The 20,981-nt window shown below is 71.7% G+C and carries 22 protein-coding genes; 11 read left to right on the top strand and 11 right to left on the bottom strand.

The features are described from left to right. The 3 genes from Val02_RS20835 to hemL are packed head-to-tail and all read right to left on the bottom strand — an operon-like array spanning position 1 to position 2,473. On the bottom strand, positions 1 to 495 hold the full coding sequence (locus tag Val02_RS20835) for a TlpA disulfide reductase family protein (RefSeq protein WP_203900797.1): 495 nt from the start codon (positions 493 to 495) through the stop codon (positions 1 to 3). A gap of 2 nt (positions 496 to 497) precedes the next feature. Further along, the gene (locus tag Val02_RS20830; RefSeq protein WP_203900796.1) at positions 498 to 1,145 is read right to left on the bottom strand and encodes a histidine phosphatase family protein; all 648 of its coding nucleotides are present in this window, start codon (positions 1,143 to 1,145) and stop codon (positions 498 to 500) included. After that, complete coding sequence (gene hemL / locus Val02_RS20825; RefSeq protein WP_203900795.1) at positions 1,142 to 2,473, bottom strand: glutamate-1-semialdehyde 2,1-aminomutase; 1,332 nt, start codon at positions 2,471 to 2,473, stop codon at positions 1,142 to 1,144. The genes Val02_RS20830 and hemL overlap by 4 nt, the downstream gene beginning before the upstream one ends. Positions 2,474 to 2,555: 82 nt before the next feature. On the opposite strand from hemL, the gene Val02_RS20820 reads away from it, so the two are divergent. Continuing rightward, complete coding sequence (locus Val02_RS20820; RefSeq protein WP_203900794.1) at positions 2,556 to 2,882, top strand: STAS domain-containing protein; 327 nt, start codon at positions 2,556 to 2,558, stop codon at positions 2,880 to 2,882. 12 nt (positions 2,883 to 2,894) lie between these two features. Here Val02_RS20820 and Val02_RS20815 read toward each other — a convergent pair whose 3' ends face one another. Continuing rightward, complete coding sequence (locus tag Val02_RS20815; protein WP_203900902.1) at positions 2,895 to 3,473, bottom strand: response regulator; 579 nt, start codon at positions 3,471 to 3,473, stop codon at positions 2,895 to 2,897. Between the two features lie 8 nt (positions 3,474 to 3,481). After that, positions 3,482 to 7,891, bottom strand: coding sequence for a HAMP domain-containing protein (locus tag Val02_RS20810; RefSeq protein WP_203900793.1), 4,410 nt, complete (start codon positions 7,889 to 7,891; stop codon positions 3,482 to 3,484). Here Val02_RS20810 and Val02_RS20805 point away from each other — a divergent pair. Next, positions 7,890 to 9,944, top strand: a complete 2,055-nt coding sequence (locus tag Val02_RS20805; RefSeq protein ID WP_203900792.1) for a SpoIIE family protein phosphatase — start codon at positions 7,890 to 7,892, stop codon at positions 9,942 to 9,944. The two genes, Val02_RS20810 and Val02_RS20805, sit on opposite strands and share 2 nt — an antisense overlap. On the opposite strand, the gene Val02_RS20800 is transcribed toward Val02_RS20805, so the two are convergent. Further along, positions 9,922 to 10,446 (bottom strand): PH domain-containing protein, encoded by a 525-nt coding sequence (locus tag Val02_RS20800; protein ID WP_239153209.1) that lies wholly within the window; start codon positions 10,444 to 10,446, stop codon positions 9,922 to 9,924. The two genes, Val02_RS20805 and Val02_RS20800, sit on opposite strands and share 23 nt — an antisense overlap. A 134-nt stretch (positions 10,447 to 10,580) precedes the next feature. On the opposite strand from Val02_RS20800, the gene Val02_RS20795 reads away from it, so the two are divergent. The 4 genes from Val02_RS20795 to Val02_RS20780 all read left to right on the top strand — a co-directional run bounded on the left by Val02_RS20795 (position 10,581) and on the right by Val02_RS20780 (position 12,903). Beyond that, positions 10,581 to 11,018 carry a hypothetical protein gene (locus tag Val02_RS20795; protein ID WP_203900791.1) on the top strand — a complete coding sequence of 146 codons (438 nt, stop codon included), beginning with the start codon at positions 10,581 to 10,583 and terminating at the stop codon, positions 11,016 to 11,018. Positions 11,019 to 11,118: 100 nt separating this feature from the next. Beyond that, a complete protein-coding gene (locus Val02_RS20790; RefSeq protein ID WP_203900790.1) occupies positions 11,119 to 12,219 on the top strand; it encodes a C1 family peptidase in 1,101 nt (366 codons plus the stop codon). 11 nt (positions 12,220 to 12,230) lie between these two features. Next, positions 12,231 to 12,593, top strand: a complete 363-nt coding sequence (locus tag Val02_RS20785) for a hypothetical protein (RefSeq protein WP_203900789.1) — start codon at positions 12,231 to 12,233, stop codon at positions 12,591 to 12,593. Further along, positions 12,583 to 12,903 carry a protease inhibitor I42 family protein gene (locus tag Val02_RS20780; RefSeq protein ID WP_203900788.1) on the top strand — a complete coding sequence of 107 codons (321 nt, stop codon included), beginning with the start codon at positions 12,583 to 12,585 and terminating at the stop codon, positions 12,901 to 12,903. The genes Val02_RS20785 and Val02_RS20780 overlap by 11 nt, the downstream gene beginning before the upstream one ends. Positions 12,904 to 12,914: 11 nt before the next feature. Here Val02_RS20780 and Val02_RS20775 read toward each other — a convergent pair whose 3' ends face one another. Next, entirely contained in the window at positions 12,915 to 13,235 is a 321-nt protein-coding gene (locus Val02_RS20775) for a hypothetical protein (protein WP_203900787.1), read from the bottom strand. A gap of 184 nt (positions 13,236 to 13,419) precedes the next feature. Here Val02_RS20775 and Val02_RS20770 point away from each other — a divergent pair, with 184 nt between their 5' ends. Both Val02_RS20770 and Val02_RS20765 read left to right on the top strand, forming a co-directional pair. After that, positions 13,420 to 14,094 carry a hypothetical protein gene (locus Val02_RS20770; RefSeq protein WP_203900786.1) on the top strand — a complete coding sequence of 225 codons (675 nt, stop codon included), beginning with the start codon at positions 13,420 to 13,422 and terminating at the stop codon, positions 14,092 to 14,094. 17 nt (positions 14,095 to 14,111) lie between these two features. Beyond that, complete coding sequence (locus tag Val02_RS20765; RefSeq protein WP_203900785.1) at positions 14,112 to 14,684, top strand: isochorismatase family protein; 573 nt, start codon at positions 14,112 to 14,114, stop codon at positions 14,682 to 14,684. Here Val02_RS20765 and ddaH read toward each other — a convergent pair. Then, positions 14,681 to 15,490 (bottom strand): dimethylargininase, encoded by an 810-nt coding sequence (gene ddaH / locus Val02_RS20760; RefSeq protein ID WP_373317924.1) that lies wholly within the window; start codon positions 15,488 to 15,490, stop codon positions 14,681 to 14,683. The genes Val02_RS20765 and ddaH overlap by 4 nt on opposite strands. 86 nt (positions 15,491 to 15,576) lie before the next feature. On the opposite strand from ddaH, the gene Val02_RS20755 reads away from it, so the two are divergent. From Val02_RS20755 to Val02_RS20745, 3 genes are all read left to right on the top strand, one after another. Beyond that, on the top strand, positions 15,577 to 16,014 hold the full coding sequence (locus tag Val02_RS20755) for an Lrp/AsnC family transcriptional regulator (RefSeq protein ID WP_203900783.1): 438 nt from the start codon (positions 15,577 to 15,579) through the stop codon (positions 16,012 to 16,014). Positions 16,015 to 16,058: 44 nt separating this feature from the next. After that, complete coding sequence (locus Val02_RS20750) at positions 16,059 to 18,008, top strand: beta-propeller domain-containing protein (RefSeq protein ID WP_239153208.1); 1,950 nt, start codon at positions 16,059 to 16,061, stop codon at positions 18,006 to 18,008. 192 nt (positions 18,009 to 18,200) lie between these two features. Continuing rightward, positions 18,201 to 18,878: a hypothetical protein gene (locus Val02_RS20745; protein WP_203900782.1), complete on the top strand. Its 678-nt coding sequence runs from the start codon at positions 18,201 to 18,203 to the stop codon at positions 18,876 to 18,878. On the opposite strand, the gene Val02_RS20740 is transcribed toward Val02_RS20745, so the two are convergent. Genes Val02_RS20740 through mobA form a run of 3 tightly spaced genes read right to left on the bottom strand, consistent with a single transcriptional unit; the run spans position 18,879 to position 20,930 of the window. Further along, on the bottom strand, positions 18,879 to 20,000 hold the full coding sequence (locus tag Val02_RS20740; RefSeq protein WP_239153207.1) for a T3SS (YopN, CesT) and YbjN peptide-binding chaperone 1: 1,122 nt from the start codon (positions 19,998 to 20,000) through the stop codon (positions 18,879 to 18,881). It abuts the gene before it with no gap. A 47-nt stretch (positions 20,001 to 20,047) separates the two neighbouring features. Beyond that, a complete protein-coding gene (locus Val02_RS20735; RefSeq protein ID WP_203900918.1) occupies positions 20,048 to 20,284 on the bottom strand; it encodes a DUF6457 domain-containing protein in 237 nt (78 codons plus the stop codon). Then, positions 20,271 to 20,930, bottom strand: coding sequence for a molybdenum cofactor guanylyltransferase (gene mobA / locus Val02_RS20730; RefSeq protein WP_203900781.1), 660 nt, complete (start codon positions 20,928 to 20,930; stop codon positions 20,271 to 20,273). Before mobA ends, Val02_RS20735 begins: the two co-directional genes overlap by 14 nt. Positions 20,931 to 20,981 lie beyond the last annotated feature (51 nt).

The raw sequence follows: 20,981 nt of genomic DNA, 5'->3' as shown, positions 1-20,981 counted from the left end.
TCACCCACCCTGGGCCGCCTTGATCTGGGCGAGCAGCTCGTCCTTGCCCACCACCGCCCGGAACGTGTGCACCACCCGGCCGTCCTTGCCGAGCACCAGCGTGTTCGGGATCCCGGTCGGCGGCACGTCGAACTCCAGCGCCAGCTCGCTCTTCGGGTCGTAGATGCTGGGGTAGGGCACCTTGAAGTTCTCGACGAACGCGACCGCCTGATCCTTGTTGGGGTCGCGGATGTTGATCCCCAGGAACGCGACGCCGGAGTCCTTGGTGGCCTCGTAGGCGGCGTTCAGGTCGGCGGCCTCGGCGCGGCACGGCGCGCACCAGGAGCCCCAGAAGTTGACGACCACGATCTTGCCGGCGTGGGTGGCCGGGTCGTAGGTGCCGCCGCCGAGCAGTTCTCCCTGGAGAACGGGCGCCTTCTCCGGCCTGTCTGCCGAGCATCCGGCGACCAGGGCCAGGGCCACGGTCACGGACAGCAGGAGCCGGAGAATCCGCATGGCTACGCCCCCTTGGCCGTCCTGGCTTCGGGTGAGAGGGCGATGAGGTGCGACGCCGGCTCCTGGTAGCCCACGCTCACCACCTTGTCCTCCTCGAAGTGGACCGACGTGAGGCTGGCCAGGGCACACTCGCGGCTGCGCGGGTCGTGCCACAGCCGCTTCCCCTCCAGCCAGCGGCGCAGCGTCCAGATCGGCAGCTGGTGCGACACGCAGACCGCCTCGTGCCCGCGGGCCGCGTCCCGAGCCGCCTCGACGGCGGCGAACATCCGCTGGGCCACCTCGATGTACGGCTCACCCCAGGAGGGCCGGAACGGGTTGCGCAGGCTCCACCAGTTGCGCGGGTGCTTGAGCGCACCGTCGCCGACGCCGAACGTCTTGCCCTCGAAGAGGTTCGTGCTCTCCAGCAGCCGTTCGTCGGCGGCCACGCCCAGCTTGAACTGCGCCGCGATCGGCTCGGCCGTCTCCTGCGCGCGTTCGAGCGGGGAGGCCACGACGTAGGTGATGTCGTTCTTGGAGAGGGCCTCGGCGGCGGCCTTGGCCATCTGGCGGCCCAGCTCGGAGAGCTTGTAGCCGGGAATGCGCCCGTACAGGATCTTCTCCGGGTTGTGCACCTCGCCGTGCCTCAGCACATGCACGACCGTCTTGCTCATGCAGCCTCCGCAGCAGCACGCGCGGCGTGCGGGAGCGCCGCCTCGATCGTCTCGAACGCCGCGTCGTCCAACGCCGCGGACACGAACCACGCCTCGAAGGCGCTCGGCGGCAGATACACGCCGCGCTCCAGCATCGCGTGGAAGAACGCCCGGAACGCGCCGATGTCCTGCTTCTTCGCGTCGTCGAAGTCGCGCACATCATGTTCCCCGAAGAATATGGAGAACAGGTTGCCCGCAGCCGACAGCCGGTGCGGGACCCCGGCGGCGCTCAGGGCATCGGAAGCCAGCTTGCCCACGGTGGCGGCCGCGCGATCGACGGCCGCGTAGACCTCGGGCGTGCAGTGCCGCAGCGTGGCGAGCCCGGCCGCGCAGGCCAGCGGGTTACCGGAGAGCGTGCCCGCCTGGTAGACCGGCCCGGCCGGGGCCAGCCGATTCATGATCTCGGCGCGGCCGCCGAACGCCGCCGCCGGCATCCCGCCGCCCATGACCTTGCCGTACGTGTACAGGTCGGCGTCGACCGGTTCGTACCCGACCCACCCCGAACGGGTGATCCGGAACCCGGTCATCACCTCGTCCAGGATCAGGAGCGCGCCGTGCCGGTGCGCGATCTCGGCGATCTTGCCGTTGAACCCGTCCCGCGGCGCGACGGCGCCCATGTTGCCCGGCGCGGCCTCGGTGATGATCGCGGCGATGCTGTCGCCCCGCTCGGCGAACGCGGCCTCCACGGCGGCGACGTCGTTGTACGGGAGAACGATGGTCTCGGCGGTGCTCGCACCGGTGACGCCCGGCGTGTCCGGCAGGGCCAGGGTGGCGACCCCGGACCCGGCGGCGGCCAGCAGCGCGTCCACGTGCCCGTGGTAGCAGCCGGCGAACTTGACGATCGTGCTGCGCCCGGTGAACCCGCGGGCCAGCCGGATCGCCGTCATCGTCGCCTCGGTACCCGAGTTGACCAGGCGCACCGCCTCCACCGGCGTGCGCGACACGATCTCCTCCGCCAGGTCCACCTCGCCCGGCGTCGGCGTGCCGAAACTGGTCCCCTTCGCGGCGGCCGCCGTCACGGCCTCGATCACGGCCGGGTGCGCGTGCCCCAGGATCAGCGGTCCCCAGGAGCACACCAGGTCGACGTAGGAATTACCGTCGGCGTCCACCATGCGGCATCCCTCGCCGCGCACCATGAACCGCGGCGTGCCGCCCACGGACTTGAACGCGCGCACGGGAGAATTCACCCCACCCGGCACAATGGCCTGGGCGCGGGCGAACAGGGCAGCGGAGGCAGCATCACTGGTCACGGTGCGCCCATTGTGTCCTACCGGCGGGTCATCGCCCATCCGGGGGCTACCACGTGAGGCGACGAACGCCTTTGGGCACACCGATCCAGCCGGCTGCGCAAGGTCGCGTTAGGCTACGGGCGTGGATCGGCCGGACCTCAACATCGGTGTCGCACGAACCCCCGCAGAGGCGGTCGTGACGCTTGCCGGCGAGATCGACATGTCAACCGTTCAACGACTGTCGAAGGTCGTCGGGGACATGTTCGCCAGCGAGCCCCCGCCGCGTGTCGTGCTCGACATGACCGAGGTGACGTTCTGCGACTCGCAGGGGTTGGGGACGCTCGTGGTCCTCAGCAGAAAGGCGAGCATGGCGCAGTCGGCGCTGATCCTCGTCAACGTGGGCGACTTCCTGCTGCGGGTGCTGGACATCACGGGGCTGCGCGGCGCCCTCTCGATCCGCGAGGCCTAGCGCAGCGCCGGGTCAGCCGGAGACGTTCAAGTGGCGTTGGGCCCGGTCGAGGGCGGCGTGGGTGCGTTCCAACGCCGGGGCTCCGGCCTCGCCGACCGCCTGAGCCGCGCGCAGCGCCGTCAGCGCCTCACCTACCGCCACGCCGGCCGCGCGCATGGCGTTGTCGCGCACGCGGGCCGTCTCCGCCTGGGCGTGCAGCTGCTCGTTCTTGACCCACAGCTCGATGAAGACGGAGACCTTGGCGCGCAGCACCCACGGGTCGAACGGCTTCGTGAGGTAGTCGACGGCGCCGACCGCGTACCCGCGCATGGCCATGTGCGCGTCCCGGTCGGCGGCCGTGAGGAAGATGATCGGGACGTGGCGCGTGCGTTCGCGGCGCTTGATGTGCCGGGCGGTCTCGAAGCCGTCCATGTCGGGCATCTGGGCGTCGAGCAGGATCAGCGCGAAGTCCTCCACGAGCAGGTGCTTCAGCGCCTCCTCACCGCTGTGCGCCGCGACGGTGACGACGGGCAGGCCCTGGAGGATGGCCTCCAGGGCGAGCAGGTTGTCCTTGCGGTCGTCCACCAGGAGGACCCGCGCCACGCCGCTCACGCCGCCGTTCACACCGCCCTCCCGGTGCCCGTCACCCACGCTGCCATCACGTCGAGCAGCTCGTCGAGGTCCACCGGTTTCGTGATGTAGTCGCTGGCCCCGGCGGCGAAGCTGGATTCTCGGTCACCGGGCATCGCCTTCGCCGTCAGGAAGACGACCGGGAGGTCGGCGAAGCGGCGGTTCCGGCGGATGGCGCGCGTGGTCTCGTTGCCGTCCATGTCGGGCATCATCGCGTCCATCAGCACGATGTCGACCTCGGGATGTTCGGTCAGCAGGCGTACACCGTCGGCGCCGTTGTCGGAGTAGAGGACCGTCATGCCGTGCATCTCCAGGGCGCTGGTCAGCGCGAAGACGTTCCGGACGTCGTCGTCGACGATCAGGACCGTGGCGCCGTCGAGCTGCTGGGCGGCGGTGCTGGAACGCCGTTCCGGGTCCTTGACCGGCCGCAGTGGGCTCGGGGGCCGGACCGGTGGCGTCTCCCGGGCCGGCAGTTCCCGGGTGGGCAGCGGGCCGGCCAGCGCCGGTGGTGCACCCGGCAGCAGTGTGCCCAGGGCCGGGAGCGCCTCGGCGACGAACGTGTCCGGCAGGTACAGCACGAACGTCGAGCCCTCACCGACCCGCGACGACACCTGGATCGAGCCGCCGAGCAGGCGGGCCAGTTCGAGGCTGATCGACAGGCCGAGGCCGGTGCCGCCGTACTTGCGGCTGGTGGTGCCGTCGGCCTGCTGGAAGGCGTCGAAGATGAGGTTCAGCTTGTCCTGGGAGATCCCGATGCCGGTGTCGGAGACGGCGAACGCGATCACGCGCCGCGCCCCGTCCAGGGAGGGCACGCCGTACTCCGCCCCGTCGGGCGCCGGCCGGATGGACAGCTCCACGGAGCCGTTGTCGGTGAACTTCACGGCGTTCGACAGCAAATTGCGAAGGATCTGCTGGAGCCGCTGCGGGTCGGTGACCAGCACGGGCGGCACGTCGGCCGCGACCGTGACGGCCAGGTCCAGCCCCTTCTCCTCGACCTGCGGCCCGAACGCCTGCTCGACGTAGCCGCACACGTCCTCGAACGTCACCTCGCCCGGCTCCACGTCCATCCGGCCGGCCTCGATCTTGGACAGGTCGAGGATGTCGTCGATGAGCCCGAGCAGGTCGGAACCGGCCCCGTGGATCGTGCGCGCGAACTCGATCTGCTTCGCGGTGAGGTTGGACTCGGAGTTCTCGGCGAGGAGCCGGGACAGCAGCAGCATCGAGTTGAGCGGGGTGCGCAGTTCGTGGCTCATGTTCGCCAGGAACTCCGACTTGTACTGCGACGCCTGCGCGAGCTGCTGCGCCTTCTCCTCCAGGCCCAGGCGGGCCATTTCGATCTCGCGGTTCTGCGTCTCGATGTTGGCCTTCTGCTCGGAGAGCAGCGCCGCCTTCTCCTCCAGTTCGGCGTTGGTGCGCTGGAGTTCGGCCGACTGGTCCTGCAGCTCCAACGCGAGGCGCTGGCTCTGCGATAGAAGTTCCTCCGTGCGACGGTTCGCCAGGATCGTCTTCAGGGCCACGCCGATGGTGACCACCAGCCGGTCGAGGAACCCGAGGTGCAGCTCACTGAAGGTGCTCACCGACGCGAATTCGATCACGCCGAGCGGTTCCCCCTCGAAAAGCACCGGCAGGACGACCAGGTCGGCGGGCGGTGTCGCGGCGAGTCCCGACCGCACCGTCAGCCCTTGATCGCCGGGGGCGGAGACGCGGATGGCGCGGCGGGAGAGGGCGGCCTGCCCGACGAGGCCCTCGCCGGGCGCGAAGTCGACCTCCTGGCCCGGGGCGGTGTAGCCGTAGCTGGCGTTGAGCCGCAGCCGCAGCGTGCTGTCGGCGTCGGTGGCCGAGAGGAAGAACGCGCCGAGGTGCGCGTCGACGAGCGGCGTCACCTCGGACATGATCATGCGGCTCACCTCGGTGAGGTCCCGCTGGCCCTGGAGCAGGCCGCCGATGCGGGCCAGGTTGGAGTCGAGCCAGCCCTGTTCCGCGTTCTTCTTCGTGGTCTCGCGGAGCGTGACGATCATCTGGTTGATGTTGTCCTTCAGCTCCGCGACCTCGCCCTGTGCTGCGACGGCGACGCGCTGGGTCAGGTCGCCCCGGGTGACGGCCGTACTGACCTGGGCGATCGCGCGCAGCTGGGTGGTGAGAGTGGAGGCCAGCTGGTTGACGTTCTCCGTGAGGTCCTCCCAGGTGCCGGAGACGCCGCGGACCCGGGCCTGACCGCCGAGCTTGCCCTCCGTGCCCACCTCGCGGGCCACCCGCGTCACCTCGTCGGCGAACGACGACAGCTGATCCACCATCGTGTTGACGGTGTTCTTCAGCTCCAGGATCTCGCCCTGGGCGTCGACGGTGATCTTCTGCGACAGGTCGCCCTTCGCGACGGCCGTGGTGACCTGGGCGATGTTGCGGACCTGGCCGGTCAGGTTGGAGGCCATCGAGTTGACGTTGTCGGTGAGGTCGCGCCAGGTGCCGGAGACGCCCTTCACCTGGGCCTGCCCGCCGAGCTTGCCCTCGGTGCCGACCTCGCGGGCCACCCGCGTCACCTCGTCGGCGAACGACGACAGCTGATCCACCATCAGGTTGACGGTGTCCTTGAGCTGCAGGATCTCGCCCTGGGCCGCCACGGTGATCTTCTGCGAGAGGTCGCCCCTGGCGACTGCCGTGCCGACCTGGGCGATGTTGCGCACCTGGGCGGTCAGGTTGGACGCCATGTAGTTCACGTTGTCCGTCAGGTCACGCCAGGTGCCCGACACGCCCTTCACCTGCGCCTGACCGCCCAGCTTCCCCTCGGTGCCCACCTCGCGCGCCACTCGCGTCACCTCGTCGGCGAACGACGACAGCTGGTCGACCATCGTGTTGACCGTGCTCTTGAGTTCGAGGATCTCGCCGCGCGCGTCGACCGTGATCTTCTGCGAGAGGTCGCCCTTCGCCACCGCGGTCGCCACCTGGGCGATGTTGCGGACCTGGCCGGTCAGGTTGGACGCCATGTAGTTCACGTTGTCCGTCAGGTCACGCCACGTGCCCGACACGCCCTTCACCTGGGCCTGACCGCCGAGCTTGCCCTCCGTGCCCACCTCGCGGGCCACGCGGGTCACCTCGTCGGCGAACGACGACAACTGGTCCACCATCGTGTTGACGGTGTTCTTCAGGGCCAGGATCTCGCCGCGCGCGTCGACGGTGATCTTCTGCGACAGGTCGCCCTTCGCGACGGCCGTGGTGACCTGGGCGATGTTGCGGACCTGGCCGGTCAGGTTGCCGGCGAGCTGGTTGACGTTCTCGGTGAGATCCCGCCAGGTGCCGGAGACGCCGCTCACCTGGGCCTGACCGCCGAGCTTGCCCTCCGTACCCACCTCGCGGGCCACGCGGGTCACCTCGTCGGCGAACGACGACAACTGGTCCACCATCGTGTTGACGGTGTCCTTCAGTTCGAGGATCTCGCCCTGGGCCGCCACCGTGATCTTCTGCGACAGGTCGCCCTTCGCCACGGCGGTCGCCACCTGGGCGATGTTGCGCACCTGGCCGGTCAGGTTGGACGCCATGTAGTTCACGGCGTCGGTGAGGTCCTTCCACGTGCCGCCGACGCCGGGCACCTCCGCCTGCCCGCCGAGCTTGCCCTCGGTGCCGACCTCGCGCGCCACGCGGGTCACCTCGTCGGCGAAGACGCGCAGCGTGTCGGTGAGCCAGTTGATCGTGTCGGCCAGTTCCGCGATCTCGCCCTTGGCGGACACGGTGATCTTCTGGGACAGGTCGCCCCGCGCCACCGCCGTCGCCGCCACGGAGATCGAGCGCACCTGGCCGGTCAGGTTGGCGGCCATCGTGTTGACCGCGTCCGTCAGGTCGCGCCACGTCCCGGCCACACCCCGCACGTCGGCCTGCCCGCCGAGCTTGCCCTCCGTGCCGACCTCACGCGCCACACGCGTGACTTCCTCGCCGAACGACGAGAGCTGGTCGACCATCGTGTTCACGGTGCGGCCGATGCGCAGGAACTCGCCGCGCAGCGGCCGTCCCTCGATCTCCAGCGCCATGTGCTCCGACAGGTCCCCGTCGGCCACCGCCGCGATGACCCGCGCGATCTCCTGCGTGGGACGGCCCAGTTCGTCGATGAGCGAGTTGACGGCGCGGATCCGGTCGACCCAGGCGCCCTCGAAGCCCTCGTCGTCGAGGCGTTCGGAGAGGCGGCCCTCGCGGCCCACGACGCGGCTGATGCGCAGCAGTTCGCGGGTCGAACGCTGCTGCATCTCCACCACGCGGTTGAACCGGTCGACGACCTCACCGGCGGTGCCCGTGCGCCGGCGCAGCCGCACCTTGAGATCGCCCGCGGCCACCCTGTCGAGCGCGTCGGCCAACTCGGCCAGAAGGGCGTCGGCCGACGTGTCAGCCGGCAGGCTCTGGTCCGCAACGGTCATGGCGTCCTCGCTATCGTTCGCCTCCGTCGCCCGGTCGGGCGAGCGTCCCGGTTGGATTGTTACAGCCGATGCAGGGAGACTGCGAACTGTGACCGCCCCGATCGTGCGGAGACTTCCGCTGCCGGCCGACCTGCGTTCGCCGGCCGCCGCGCGTTCCGCGGTACGGGCGGCGCTGCTGGAGCACCCCAACGGAGTCGACCGCAAAGCCGCCGCCGAACTGCTCGACGAGGCGCTGCTCCTCACCACCGAGCTGGTGACCAACGCCGTTCTGCACGCGGGCACCGAACTCGTCGTGGAGATCGTCGTCGACCCGAACGGCCTCACCGTCTCGGTGCTGGACAGCGCGCCGGATCCCGGGTTCGGCCCCGGTGCGGATCCGGCCGCCGCCAACCCGCCGAGCGAGGAACGCGGCCGCGGCCTGATCCTCGTCAACGAGATGGCCGACCGCTGGGGCACCGTGTACCACCGGCAGGGCAAGGTGGTGTGGTTCCGCCTCAGCCACGACACCGACGGCACCACCGGCCCGCTGACGCCCGCGGTCGACCCGGTCGCCGCGCTCGGCCCGGTGCCGGACGGCTCCGACCTGTCCGAGCAGTTGGAGGAACAGCTGCGCCGGCTCACGCTCGCCACGGGCGCGTCGAGCGCCACCGTCCTGGTCGACGAGAACAACGGCGTGGGCCCGCACGCTCTCTCCTCCTACACCGGCACCGCCGCCACGACTCCGCGCGCCGAGGCCGGCACCCGGATCGCCCTGTCGGTCGCCCGGCCCTGGCGCGCCGAACTGGTCGTGCACCCGCCCGTCGACACCCCGGTGGTGCACCTGGCCGCCGAGCGGATCGGCCTGCTGCTGGAGAACCACCGGCTGCGCCGCACCGACCTCGAACGGCGCAACTGGTTGACGTTCCTCGCGGAGGCGAGCGATCTCCTGGCGCAGTCGCTGGACGTCGAACTGACCCTCGCGCTCATCCCGCGCCTGGTGGTGCCCCGGCTCGGCACCTGGTGCGCGGTGCACATGCTCAGCGACGAGGGCGAACTGCGCCTCGCGGCGGCCGCGCACCGCGACGAGGCCCAGACCCAGGACCTGCTCGACCAGCTGGAGGACGCCCGGGCGCAGATCATCGAGGCCGTCGGGCTGGACGGCCCGGTGGCGTTGAGCGCACCCGCCGAGGGGCTCGCCGTGTCGCTGATCGCGCGCGGGCAGCGCATCGGCACCCTCTCCGTGGGGCGTGACGTCGGCACCTGGCAGGGCGCGGACGAGCAGGCGGCGATCGAGGACATCGCCCGGCGTTCGGCGCTCGCCATCGACAACAACCGCATCTACGCCGAACGCCGCGCGATCGCGCACGCGCTGCAGCGTTCGCTGCTCCCGCCGGAACTGCCCGTCATCCACGGCATCGACCTGGGCGCCGAGTACGTGCCGGCCGGGGAGGCGGTCGACGTCGGCGGCGACTTCTACGACGTCGTGGCGCTGCCGGACGGCCGCTGGCTCGTGGTGATCGGCGACGTGTCGGGCAAGGGTGTGCAGGCCGCGATCGTCACCGGCCTGGTGCGCGACGTGACCCGCACGCTCGTGCGCGACGGGCGGCCGCTCGCCGACACGCTGACCCGGCTCAACGAGACCCTGGTCGAACGCGGCGCCGGCCGGTTCTGCACGCTGGCGTTGGCGGCCCTGTCGCGCCGGCCGGACGGAACGGTCGACGCGGCGCTGCACCTCGCCGGCCACGACCAGCCGGTGCTCGTTCAGCCGGACGGCCGCACCCGGCTGGTGGGGCGCTGCGGTACCGCCCTCGGGCTGCTGCCGGTGATCAAGACGCCGGTGGAGCATCTCGTGATGGCGCCCGGCGACACGCTCATCTTCACCACCGACGGCGTCACCGAACGCCGCCATCGCGGCACGCTGTTCGGGGTGGACCGGCTGCGTCGGGAGGCGTCCGCGCTCGCCGGCTTCCCCGCCGAGGTGGTGGCGGCCCGGCTGCGCGCCGCCGCGGTGGCGTTCTCGCCGGAGCCGCCGCGCGACGACATCGCCGTGCTCACCCTGCGGAACGAGTCCTGAACTGCTCCAGCCGGGCGGCCACCTCGGCGCAGGGCGCCCCGAGCTCGCGTTCCCCGTAGAGGTAGATCTGCTCGCCGGTGTCCAGTTCCAACAACTGGTTGCGAATGCCCAGGCGGGCCCGCTCGTCGACGCGGACCGCCTCGACCTCGGACCACTCGATGTGCCGACGGCCGGCGAACCCGGTCGCGACGGTGACCCCGGTCGGATCCGCGGCCACCCGCACCGGCACGAGCAGGTCACGCGCGGCGATCAGGCCGAGCACGACGGCCCCCAGCGCCAGCATGAACAGGGCACCCCGGTCGGTGCGACCCAGCGCGACCGCCAGCATCGCGAACGCCGCCGCGCCGGCCGCCTTGGTCCACGCGACGCCGGGGTTCACCCGCCACTCGACCGGCGCGTCGAGGTCGACGGGCTCGTCCGGCATGGTCGACGGCGGCAGGAAGTCCGGTCCGGGATGATCCGGCGGCATGGCCGGTGGGCGCAGGTCCACGTCGGCCAGCATGGCACGCGCACGGGTATTCGTGGGGGTACGGCCTCCCGCCGGTCGGGGATCCATCAAACGTCGCGCCTCGCACCCGCTGTGCGACTCCCGCAAAGGGGCCGCAGCCTGCGGCGATTCCCGTCGTTACCCCCTGCATGGAGCCGCTCGACTTCCCCCACCGCCTCCTGACCGCCGCGACCGACGCCGGTGCCGCCGCACCGGACGCATCGATGTTCCGCCGGCACCTGCCGATCCTGCGCCGCTGCGTCCCGGACGCCGACGAACCGCTGCTGCTGGCCCGCGTCGACCGCCCCGGCGACCGCGGCAGCTACGTTCTGCTGCTGACCGCCGAACGCCTCGTCGTGACCGCCGAGAGCCGCGTCCTCCGCCGGCTGCGCCTGCACCTGAACTCCGCCTGCCGCGACCTCATCGACGTGCTGTGGACCCCCGAACCGGCCATGGGCGGGGTGGCGTTCTCCGCGACGACCGCGTTCGACGGCGTGCGGGAACACTTCTGGGTGCGCTCGGACGACGCCGACACCACGGCGAACGTCCTCTCCGGGGTGTTCCGCCGGGTGCTCGTGCCGGCCTGATCGGACGAAGGTGGCGGCCCAGTCCGGTAACGGACTGCGATCACCGTCGCACTGAGCAGAATCGCGGGCGTCACACCCGACCTCGACGAAGGAGGAAGTGGTGACGTCCCCGGAGGAATCCCTCAACGCCGCCCTCGACGCCGCCGGCCACCCGTGGCAGGCCGCCGAGAACCCGATCACCCAGCTGTCCGAGGCGGAACGCCGGCGCCGCCTCGGCGTTCCGCTCCCCGACGAGGCCGAGCGGGCCGCCATCGCCACCCGGCACGAACGGGTGCTCGCCTTCCACGCGCGGCCCCGACCCGCGGCGGCCGTGGCGCCGGCCGCGTTCGACGCCCGTGACGTCGCGGGCGGGAACTACGTCACCGATGTGCGCGACCAGGGCTCGTGCGGGTCCTGCGTCGCGTTCGGGTCGGTGAGCGTGCTCGAGACGACCGCCGCGTTCACCCGTCGGCAGCCCGCGCTGGAGCTGAACCTCAGCGAGGCACACCTCTTCTACGCGCACGGCAAGAGCGTCGGCGTCACCTGCGACACCGGCTGGCTGCCCCGGCCCGCGCTGCGGATGGCGCACGACATCGGCATCACGTACGAGGACTACTTCCCGTACACGCCCGGCAACTCCGGCGGCGCCACCCTGAACGGCGACTGGCCCAATCGGCTCGCCCGCGCGAGCGACGTCGTCGACCTCACCGGCAAGCCGGACCGCATCAAGGAACACATCTCGACGTACGGCGCGGTCACCGCATGCTTCGTCGTGTTCGCCGACTTCTTCCCGTACCGCTCCGGCGTCTACCGGCACGTCACCGGCGGCGAGGAGGGCGGCCACTGCGTTTCCCTGGTCGGCTACGACGACGCGCAGGGCTGCTGGATCGCCAAGAACAGCTGGGGTTCCGGCTGGGGCGACGGGGGCTTCGTGCGCATCGGCTACGGCCAGTGCGAGATCGAGTCGTGGCAGGTCGTCGGCGTCACCGGAGTGCGGCTGCGCGCCTGGACCGGCACGGCGCGGGTGCTCGGCCTGTGGAGCGACGGCGCCGAGCGCAACGCCTGGACCTACCTGGAGAACTACGGCTGGCACCGGCTCGCCGGCACGTCCGACCAGGTGCAGTCCACGATGCTGACCCAGATGACGGCCGCGAAGGTGGCGGGCCGGCAGGTCAACGCGTTCACCGACAACGGCGTCGTCGACACCGTCTACGTGTACTGAGAGGAGCAGCGATGACCGTTCCACGGGTACTGACCGAGTCGGAACTCTCGCTCGCGCTGGGCAAGGGGGTCACCGCGCCGCAGGTCGGTGGCCGGCCCACGCTCGACCCGCCGGGTGCCGCCGCGACGGCCGGCGCGGCGGCCGGCGCGGCGGCGGGGTTCGTCTCCGCGCGGATCCTGTCGCTGTTCACCACGGCGGACGGGCGCAACGGCTGGATCAACGTCGAGGGCGTCGGCTGGCGTCGGCTCGCCACCGCCGGGGACTCCGGCCACACCAACCTGGCGCAGCTCGGCGCCGCCGCCCGGATGCAGGGCAACGCCGCGTCGATCAACATCGGCGCCGACGACGTGGTACGCGAGATCTATGTCTGGTGACCCGCTCGGCCCCGCCGACAACGGCCGGGTCGTGCGCGTCGTGCCGGGTGAGCGGGTCGAGGCGGCGCTGCCGCAGCAGGGCGGTACGGGGTACCGCTGGATCCTCGACCCGCTGCCGCCCGGGGTGGTGCTCGTCGGCGAGCGCACCGATCCGGGCGGTCGGGATGCCGCCGGGGCGACCGGGCGGCGGACCTTCACGTTCGCGGTGGGGTCACCCGACGTGCCGGTCCGGGTGACCGCGCGCCTCAGGCGGGACTGGGAGCCGCCCTCGTCGGCGGTGGACGTCTTCTCGGTGGAACTGGAGATCTGAGGCCGCTGCCGCTATGCGGCGCTGGGGTACGTCTGCGCGATGACCAGCCGCAGCTGGGCCGCGCTGCGCGCGGTGACCGCGCGCCCGCCGGCGAGCCGCAGTTCGAGGCCCTGGCCGAGCTGACCGAGGCGCATCGCCGCCGCGGCGAGCACCGCCACGACCCCGTCGTCGAGCGACGGAACCCGCACCAGGTCGACCACGATCGGGTAGGCCGTCTCGCCGATGAGACGGTCCAGGGATTCGTGCAGACGGGGCGCCAGCGCGCCACCCATCGCGCAGTCTGCCCAGATGAGCGCGGCTCCACCCAACCGGACCACGGTGAACGCTGCCATGTGATCAGCCCTTCCAACTACTGCGGGTTGATGGGGCTGTACCCGGTGAACGGGACAAGTACACCTCCACCGGCGGCGCACGTGGCCGCCGATCGCACGGTCGGTGAGGAGGCCGGAAGAAGAGCTACGGTGGCTGCGGCATCGATATCCGGTCGGATCGACTGACGGGGAGAGGCGGGGGTCGATGGAAGCACTGGTGACGGGTGGGTTGTGCACCGTCTTCGGTGTCGTCATCGCTGCCGCGCTAGCGCTTGTCGTCGTCTCCGTCATCCTCAACAGCCATCGGGAACGCCGCCGCCACGACGCCCTACGCGTGTGGGCCAAGCACCACGGGTGGTACCTGCGCGAGCAGCCGCCCGTCGACTGGGCCGACCGGCTGCCGGGCCGCAACCCGCGGGGCGTCTCGCTCTCGGTCCACGGCACCGTCGACGGCCGGACGGTCACCGTCGCCGAGTACTCCTACACGACGTCGAGCACGGACGCGCACGGCAACAGCACGTCGGAGACGCACCGGTTCGTGGTCACGGCCGTGCGGCTGCCCACGATGTACCCGACGCTCTCGATCGAACGGCGCAGCGGCCTGTCGAAGCTCGGCCGTGCCGTCTTCGGCGACGCGGCGACCGCCATCGGCGACGAACGCTTCGACCGCATGTACCGGATCCGGACGGTGGTGCCGGTGCAGGTGCACAGCGTTTTGAGCCCGGCCCTGGTCAGCGAACACATCGCCGGGCGGGTGCCGGTGTGGAGCGTGCAGGGCACGGAACTGCTGTCGTACCGCAAGGGGCGGATCGAGGCGCCGGAGCAGATACCGGCGCTGGCCGCTCCCCTGGTCCGCGTCGCCGAACTCCTCCAGTCCTGACCGAAGGGATCTTCTGGATGACCCTCACCTCGCTCGACCCGAAGACCGCGCTGGTCGTCATCGACCTGCAGCACGGCATTCTCGGCAGGCCCACCCAGCCCAACGCCGTCCCGGACGTGGTGGCGCGCAGCGCCGCGCTCGCCGAGGCGTTCCGCGGCCACGGCCTGCCCGTCGTGCTGGTCCGCGTGTCGGCGCGCCCGGAGGAGGCACCGCCCGGCCGGATCGCGGCGGCGCCGCGCGGCGGCACCCGGCCGGACAACTGGGACGTGCTGGTGGACGAGATCCGCGGCGAGGGCGACATCGTCGTCACGAAGAAGAACTGGGGCGCCTTCTACGGCACCGATCTCGACCTGCACCTGCGCCGGCGCGGCGTCACGCAGGTCGTGCTGACCGGCGTCGCGACCTGCTTCGGCGTGGAGTCGACCGCCCGGGCCGCGCACGAGCACGGCTACCACGTCACGGTCGCCGCCGACGCCACGGCCGATCACGACGCCGACGCGCACCGGCACGCCGTCGAACGGATCTTCCCCCGGCTCGGCGAGGTCGGCACCACCGAGGAGATCATCGAACTTCTCGCCAAGACGCGTTAGGGGCGCAGCTCCGCGATGCAGCAGCGGACGCTTCCGCCGCCCTTCTTCAGTTCGCCGAGTTCGACGTGGACGGGGGTGTATCCGGCGGCGCTCAGTTTCGCGCCGAGCGCCGTCGCCTCGGAGTTCAGGAACGCGTGGCGGCCGTCGCTGATCAGGTTGAGCCCGAACGCCAGCGCGTCCGCCTCGTCGGCGAGCACCGCGTCGGGGAAGAGGCGTTCCAGCACCCGGCGGGAGCCGTCGGAGAACGCGCCCGGGTAGTAGGTGACGTTCGTGTCGTCGAGCACCGCCAACGCGACGTCCAGGTGGTACAGCCGGGGGTCGGTCAGCCGCAGCGACACCACGGGACGGCCGAGCACCTCCTGCGCCTCGGCGTGCGCGGTCGGATCGGTCCGGAACCCGAACCCGGCGAGCACCACCCCGCCGCCGGTCCCGGGAACGTAGGCGAAGTCGCCCTCCCCCTCGTTGATCTCCACGGGATCGTGGAAGCGCCACGAACCCGGGTCGTAGAAGGCGCGGTGCAACGCCGCCTCGGCCGAACGCTGCGGGTAGCGGAAGCGCGCGCCGTACACGACCCCGTCGACGGAGAACGCCCCGTTGGCGGCGTACACCATGTCGGGCAGGCCGGCGTGCGGGGGCAGCACGTGCACGGTGTGCTCATGACGGACGAGTGTCTCGCGCAGGTTCTCCCACTGCTTGACGGCCAGTTCGACGTCGACCGGCGCGGTGGGGTCCATCCACGGGTTGATCGTGTACTCGACCGCGAAGTGCTCCGGCGGCGACATTAAATATGTCCGCTTTCGCGGCATCCGTTCCATCGCTCCCACGATCACAAACGTTAGGTGCGGTACGTTGCCGCCGACAGCCATCGGCGTTGCGAGGCAGGAGCGGTTCGTTGCGGATCGACGACGTGGACCAGCAGATCATTGCGCTGCTCCAGGAGGACGCGCGCAGTTCGTTTGCGGAGATCGGCGCGAAGGTCTCGCTGTCGGCACCGGCGGTCAAGCGGCGGGTGGACCGGCTGCGGGCGGAGAAGGTCATCCGGGGATTCACGGCCGTCGTGGACCCGGTGGCGGTCGGCTGGACGGCGGAGATGTTCGTGGAGCTGTTCTGCACCGGGCGCACCACCCCCGTGCAGATCGCCTCGGCGGCCCGACGGCATGCGGCGGTCGTGGGCGCGTACACCGTCTCCGGCGAGGCCGACGCGTTGGTGCACCTGCGCGCGGCCGACATCGCCGCCCTCGAACAGGCGCTGGAGAAGCTGCGCGCGGAGCCGTTCGTGCGGAGCACCCGCAGCATGGTCGTCCTGTCGAGGCTCCTGCCCACCACCTAGAAATCTCCGGGAACCCGACCCGGGACCGCTGCGTCGTATCCGGCATGACCCGCTCGAGGCATCTGCGTACCGCCGCCGCCGTGACCCTGATCGCCGGCCTGGCGACGGGCTGCACCGATGCGCCGGACACGAACGGGCACCGACCCGGCGGCGGTGAGGCGGCTGCCGGGTCGGTGCGGCTCGTGTCGTTCACGAGTTGCGAGGATGCGCTGGCCGGACTGCGTGCGGCGGCCCGGGACAGCCTCGAGGCGTGGGGCTACGCGGCCGAGCCGCCGACCGTCGACGGCCGGCGGGGCGCGGCGGACACCGGCGGCGGCGCGGTCGCCGCTCCGAACGCCGCCGGGGCCCAGGCGGAGTCGGCCGCCAAGACCGGCGAGCAGGGCGGCTACTCCGGCACCAACACGCACGAGGCCGGCGTCGACGAGCCCGACCTGGTCAAGACCGACGGCAAGCGGATCATCACGGTGGTCGACGGGATCCTGCGGGTCTACGACGCCGCGCGGCGGGTCGAGACGGCGAAGGTGGCGCTGGGCCAGACGCAGGCGCTCCGCTACCCGGGCGGGGGCGGCGACCTGCTGCTCTCCGGCGACCACGTGCTCCTGATCAACCGCAACACGTACTACGGACGCGAGGAGGCCCCGCCCGCCGCGAGGTCGCCCCAGCTGACCCTGGTCGACATCGGGGCGCAGCCGCGGGTGCTGGGGACGTTCGCGATGGACGGGCAGGTGGTCGACGCACGCCAGGTCGGCGCCCAGGTGCGGGTCGTCATGCGTTCCACCCCCGATATCGAACGCCCGCAGCACCGCGCCAACCCCGACGAGTACGCCGCCGCGATGCTGCGCACCATCAACCAGTCGCCGATCGAGGACTGGCTGCCCGAGTACACGGTCACCGGCGAGGGCGGCAGCACCGGCACCGGCCGCGTGGGCTGCTCGTCCGTGGCCCACCCGGCCGGCTACAGCGCGAGCAAGCTGCTCACCGTGTTGACGTTCGACCTCGGAAAGCCCGCGCTCGGCGAGGGTGACCCGGTGACGGTGGCCGCGGACGGCGACACCGTCTACTCCAACGGCCAGAGCCTGTACGTCGCCAACGACCGCCGCTGGCGGGGCGGCCCAGCGATGCCGGCGGCCCGGCGGGCGGACCCGGAGCCGCAGCGCACGGAGGTCTACAAGTTCGACACGTCGAAGCCCGGCAAGCCCACCTTCGCGGCCGGCGGCGCGGTCGACGGCTGGCTGCTCAACCAGTACTCGATGTCCGAGTGGGACGGTCGGCTGCGCATCGCCACCACCGGAGAGGCCGACTCGTCGGTGTACGTGCTGCGCCAGGACGGCAGCAACCTCGTGCAGGAGGGCAAGGTCGGCGGCCTCGGCAAGGGCGAACGGATCTACTCGGTGCGCTTCGTCGGCACGCAGGGCTACGTGGTGACGTTCAAGCAGACGGATCCGCTGTACACAGTGGACCTGCGCGACCCGAAGCAGCCGAAGGTGACCGGCGAACTGAAGATCACCGGGTATTCGGCGTACCTGCACCCGGCCGGCGACGGGCGGCTCATCGGCATCGGTCAGGAGGCCAGCGAGACCGGGCGGACGCAGGGCACGCAGCTGTCGATGTTCGACGTGAGCGATCCGGCGGCGCCGAAGCGGCTGGCGCAGTACCACGTGAAGTACGGGCACTCGGAGGCCGAGTTCGACCCGCACGCGTTCCTCTACTGGCCGAAGACCGGGCTGCTGGTGGTGCCGCTGAACAGGTACACGGCCGACGACGGCGGCTCCGCCAGCGGTGCGCTCGCGTTGAAGGTGTCGGACGCGGGGATCACCGAGGCCGGGTTCCTGAAGCACCCGGCGCCGAACGGCAACACCCCGCAGCGCGGTGCGCTCTACCCGATCCGCCGCGCCATCGTGATCGACGGCACGCTGTGGACGCTGTCGCAGAACGGCCTGATGGCCAATGATCTGCAGACGCTGGCGCAGCAGGCGTGGCTGTCGTTCACGTAAAACTCAAGACCTGCTTCTCCCCTGGATGGAGCGGCCGGACGTCTGGCGGGACGTCCGGCCGCTCCTACTTTCGGGTCTTTCTCCGCGTGAAAGATGGCACTATTAAGTGCATATAAGGACACTTTGTCCTAATTGGATTTCGGGGTGCCGCGCTGAACGTTCCGCGGCGGCCCGCGGGGGAAGGGCCTTCACGTGTACGACGACGACATCCTGGACTCCGGCACGCACCGGCGCCCCTCCCCGCTCGCGTTCGCCCTCGCCGCCGTGGCCGCCGCCGGCCTCACCGGAGGTGCCGTCGGCGGCCTCGCCTGGATGGTCGACTACGCGCCGGCCAGCACCACGAGCTTCGACACCACGACCGGGTTCGACCCCGGGTCGGCTCAGGTGGACAGCGGCGGCGGTCCGTCGGCCTCCTCGGTGCCGGCGCCGATCGTCGGCATCCCGCAGTCCGCCGCGCCCGACCCCGCGCTCCTCGGCACGCCGGCCGCTCCGGAGGGCGGGCGCATCCGGCCGGAGGACGCCGTCGTCGACGAACGCGACGGCCGGCCCGCCGGAGTGCCGCCGGTCGCCGTGCCGGCCGTTCCGGTGCCCGAGGTGCCCGTGCCCGTGCCGGCCGACGCCGTGCCGACGGTGCCCGACGTGCCGGACTTCGTTCCCACCGAGCCGGTGCCGAACGAGATCCCGCCGGCGCCCGCCGCACCCGCGACCGTGCCGTGGACCGGCAACGACTGGCAGGACCCGACGATGGGCTTCGAGCCGGCGCCCATCGAGACGACCCGCCCGCAGCAGCGCGAACGCCCGCGCCACTTCGAGGACCGGGACCCCGAGCCGCGGGGCAACCCGCTCTTCCACCACTGGTTCTTTCAGTAGCTACAGGTACATGCCGGTGCGCTCGTCGCCGTCGGCCGTGCCGCGGGCGGCCACCTTCTCCGCGTCGCCGTAGAAGCGCTTGCCGCCGAACTCCCCCTGCAGGCGGTCGTCCAGCTCGTCGGCGAGGCCCGTCATCACCTGCACGGCGAGCATGAGGTGCGAGGCCTGAAAGTCACGGCCCATCACCGGCACCGAGGCCCACACGGTGTCGTTCGTGCAGTAGAGGCGGCCGATCGGCATGCGGTTGGTCAGCTCGGAGAGGCGGACGTAGAGGCGTTCGCTCGGCTCGATCTCGGTGAGCACCGGCGAGAAGACGTCGATCAGCGGCGGGTTGTCGCGCACGCGCACGAACACCATCGCCGAACCGGCCCGGATCCCGATGTCGCCGTCGGCGTCCATCTGCAACTGGTCCGGCGAGGTCTTCTGCAGCTTCGCGACCACCAGCTGGACCCGTTCGGTCAGCGGCAGACCGGCGAGCGCGGCGGCTGCCGTGGCGTGGTCGACGTCCTCGGCGGCGTCGCCCCGCTCCGTGGTGGCCGGGCCCGGTGCGGCGGCGCGGTCGGCCGGCTCGCCGTCGAAGTCGTCCAGCAGCGCCCGGGCGGATCCCAGGGCCGGCATCGGCACCACCGCACCGTCGCCGCGGGTCGCCGCGTAGGTGAGGAACGCCGGATGCGGCGCCCCGTACACGTCCTTCATCGTGCGCGTGACGATCACCGCCAACCGGGCACCGTCACCGGCCATCAGCCGCAGCCCGAACGAGTCGCCGGACCCGGGCACCACACCCGGCGGCTGCCACCCGAGCGCGACCAGGTCGCCGATCGCCTCGCGGCTGAGCCGGTATCCGCTCGGCAGGCCGGCGTTGCCCACGGCCAGCGCCGTCAGCGAACCGTCGGTGCCGGAGCTGACCAGCACCGAGTACACCGCGTCCTCGGTGCCGGAAGCGGTCGGGTCGAGGGTGAACTCGACGCTCGCCCCCGCCGGCAGGTGCGGGAGCGCCACGGCCAGCGCCCGGCCGAACTCCTGCCACGCCTCGGTGACCTTGGTGCCGAGGTCCGCGGTGAGGTCGTCGAGGAGCGCGGCCTCCGGTGGTGCGGCGCCGGTCAGGGCAGGTTCGGTCGTCACGCCGCCCACCCTACGATGCGATCCGTCGCACCCGACATCGCCGCCCCTTACTCACCCGCGTTTTTGCTGGCCAGTGCCTGGATCACGGCTGCGGTCGGGCCCAGTCGCGCGCCGCGGCCGACCGCTACTCCCAGCAGGAACGTCGTCACCGGCGCACCCGGCCGCAGAACGTTGTGCGCCACGTCGCGGGCGACGTCGAGCACGATCTGCTGTTCCTCGTGCGTCAACGCGTCGATCCCCAGCGACTCCGACGCGGTCGCCACCCATTCCTCAAGCGTCGCCATGAACCTCTCCCCACAGGCGCCGTGCCTCGGCCAACTCCTCGGCGGTGTCGCAGTCGTACCACGGCGGCGGGGTGCCGGGCGGGGCGACGACCTCCGCCACCCGCATCGGCGCGAACGCCTGCCGCAGCGACAGCCCCGCGTGCGGCGCGAGGTGCCCGAGCCGGGTCCGCAGGGCCGGGACGGCCCACGCCCCGCACAGGAACTGCTGCCGCCCGTCGCCGTCCACGAACACCGCCCCGTCCCGCTCGCCGCCCGCGGCGGGTGCACTGACGGCGCGCAGCAGCAGCCCGACGGCGCCGCGGGTGAGCAGCGGCAGATCGGCGGCGAGCACGGCCACGAGCCCGCCCGCCTCCGGCCGGGCCTGCGCAGGCTCACCGTCCAGCGCCGACAGGCCGGCCCACAGCGCCGCCACCGGTCCGCCGCCCGGCGGCTCCTCCCGGGTCAGCACCACCCCGTCCGGCAACAGGCCCTCCAGCTCGGCCGGCCCGACCACCACCCGGATGGCGGCGTCCGCGACGGCGTCCAGCACCCGCGCCAGCATCGACACGCCCGCCACCTCGAGGGTGGGCTTCGCCGGTCCCCCGAGGCGCCGCCCGCCGCCGCCGGCGAGCACGATCGCCGCATATCCGTGCGCCACCGCAGCCATCGCACGACCGTATACCGTAGGCACTCATCGAACTCCGCCGTACTCTCGAAC

Source organism: Virgisporangium aliadipatigenens (genome assembly GCF_016863615.1).
Taxonomy (GTDB): Bacteria; Actinomycetota; Actinomycetes; order Mycobacteriales; family Micromonosporaceae; genus Virgisporangium; species Virgisporangium aliadipatigenens.
This window is presented reverse-complemented; position numbering and strand designations above follow the sequence as displayed.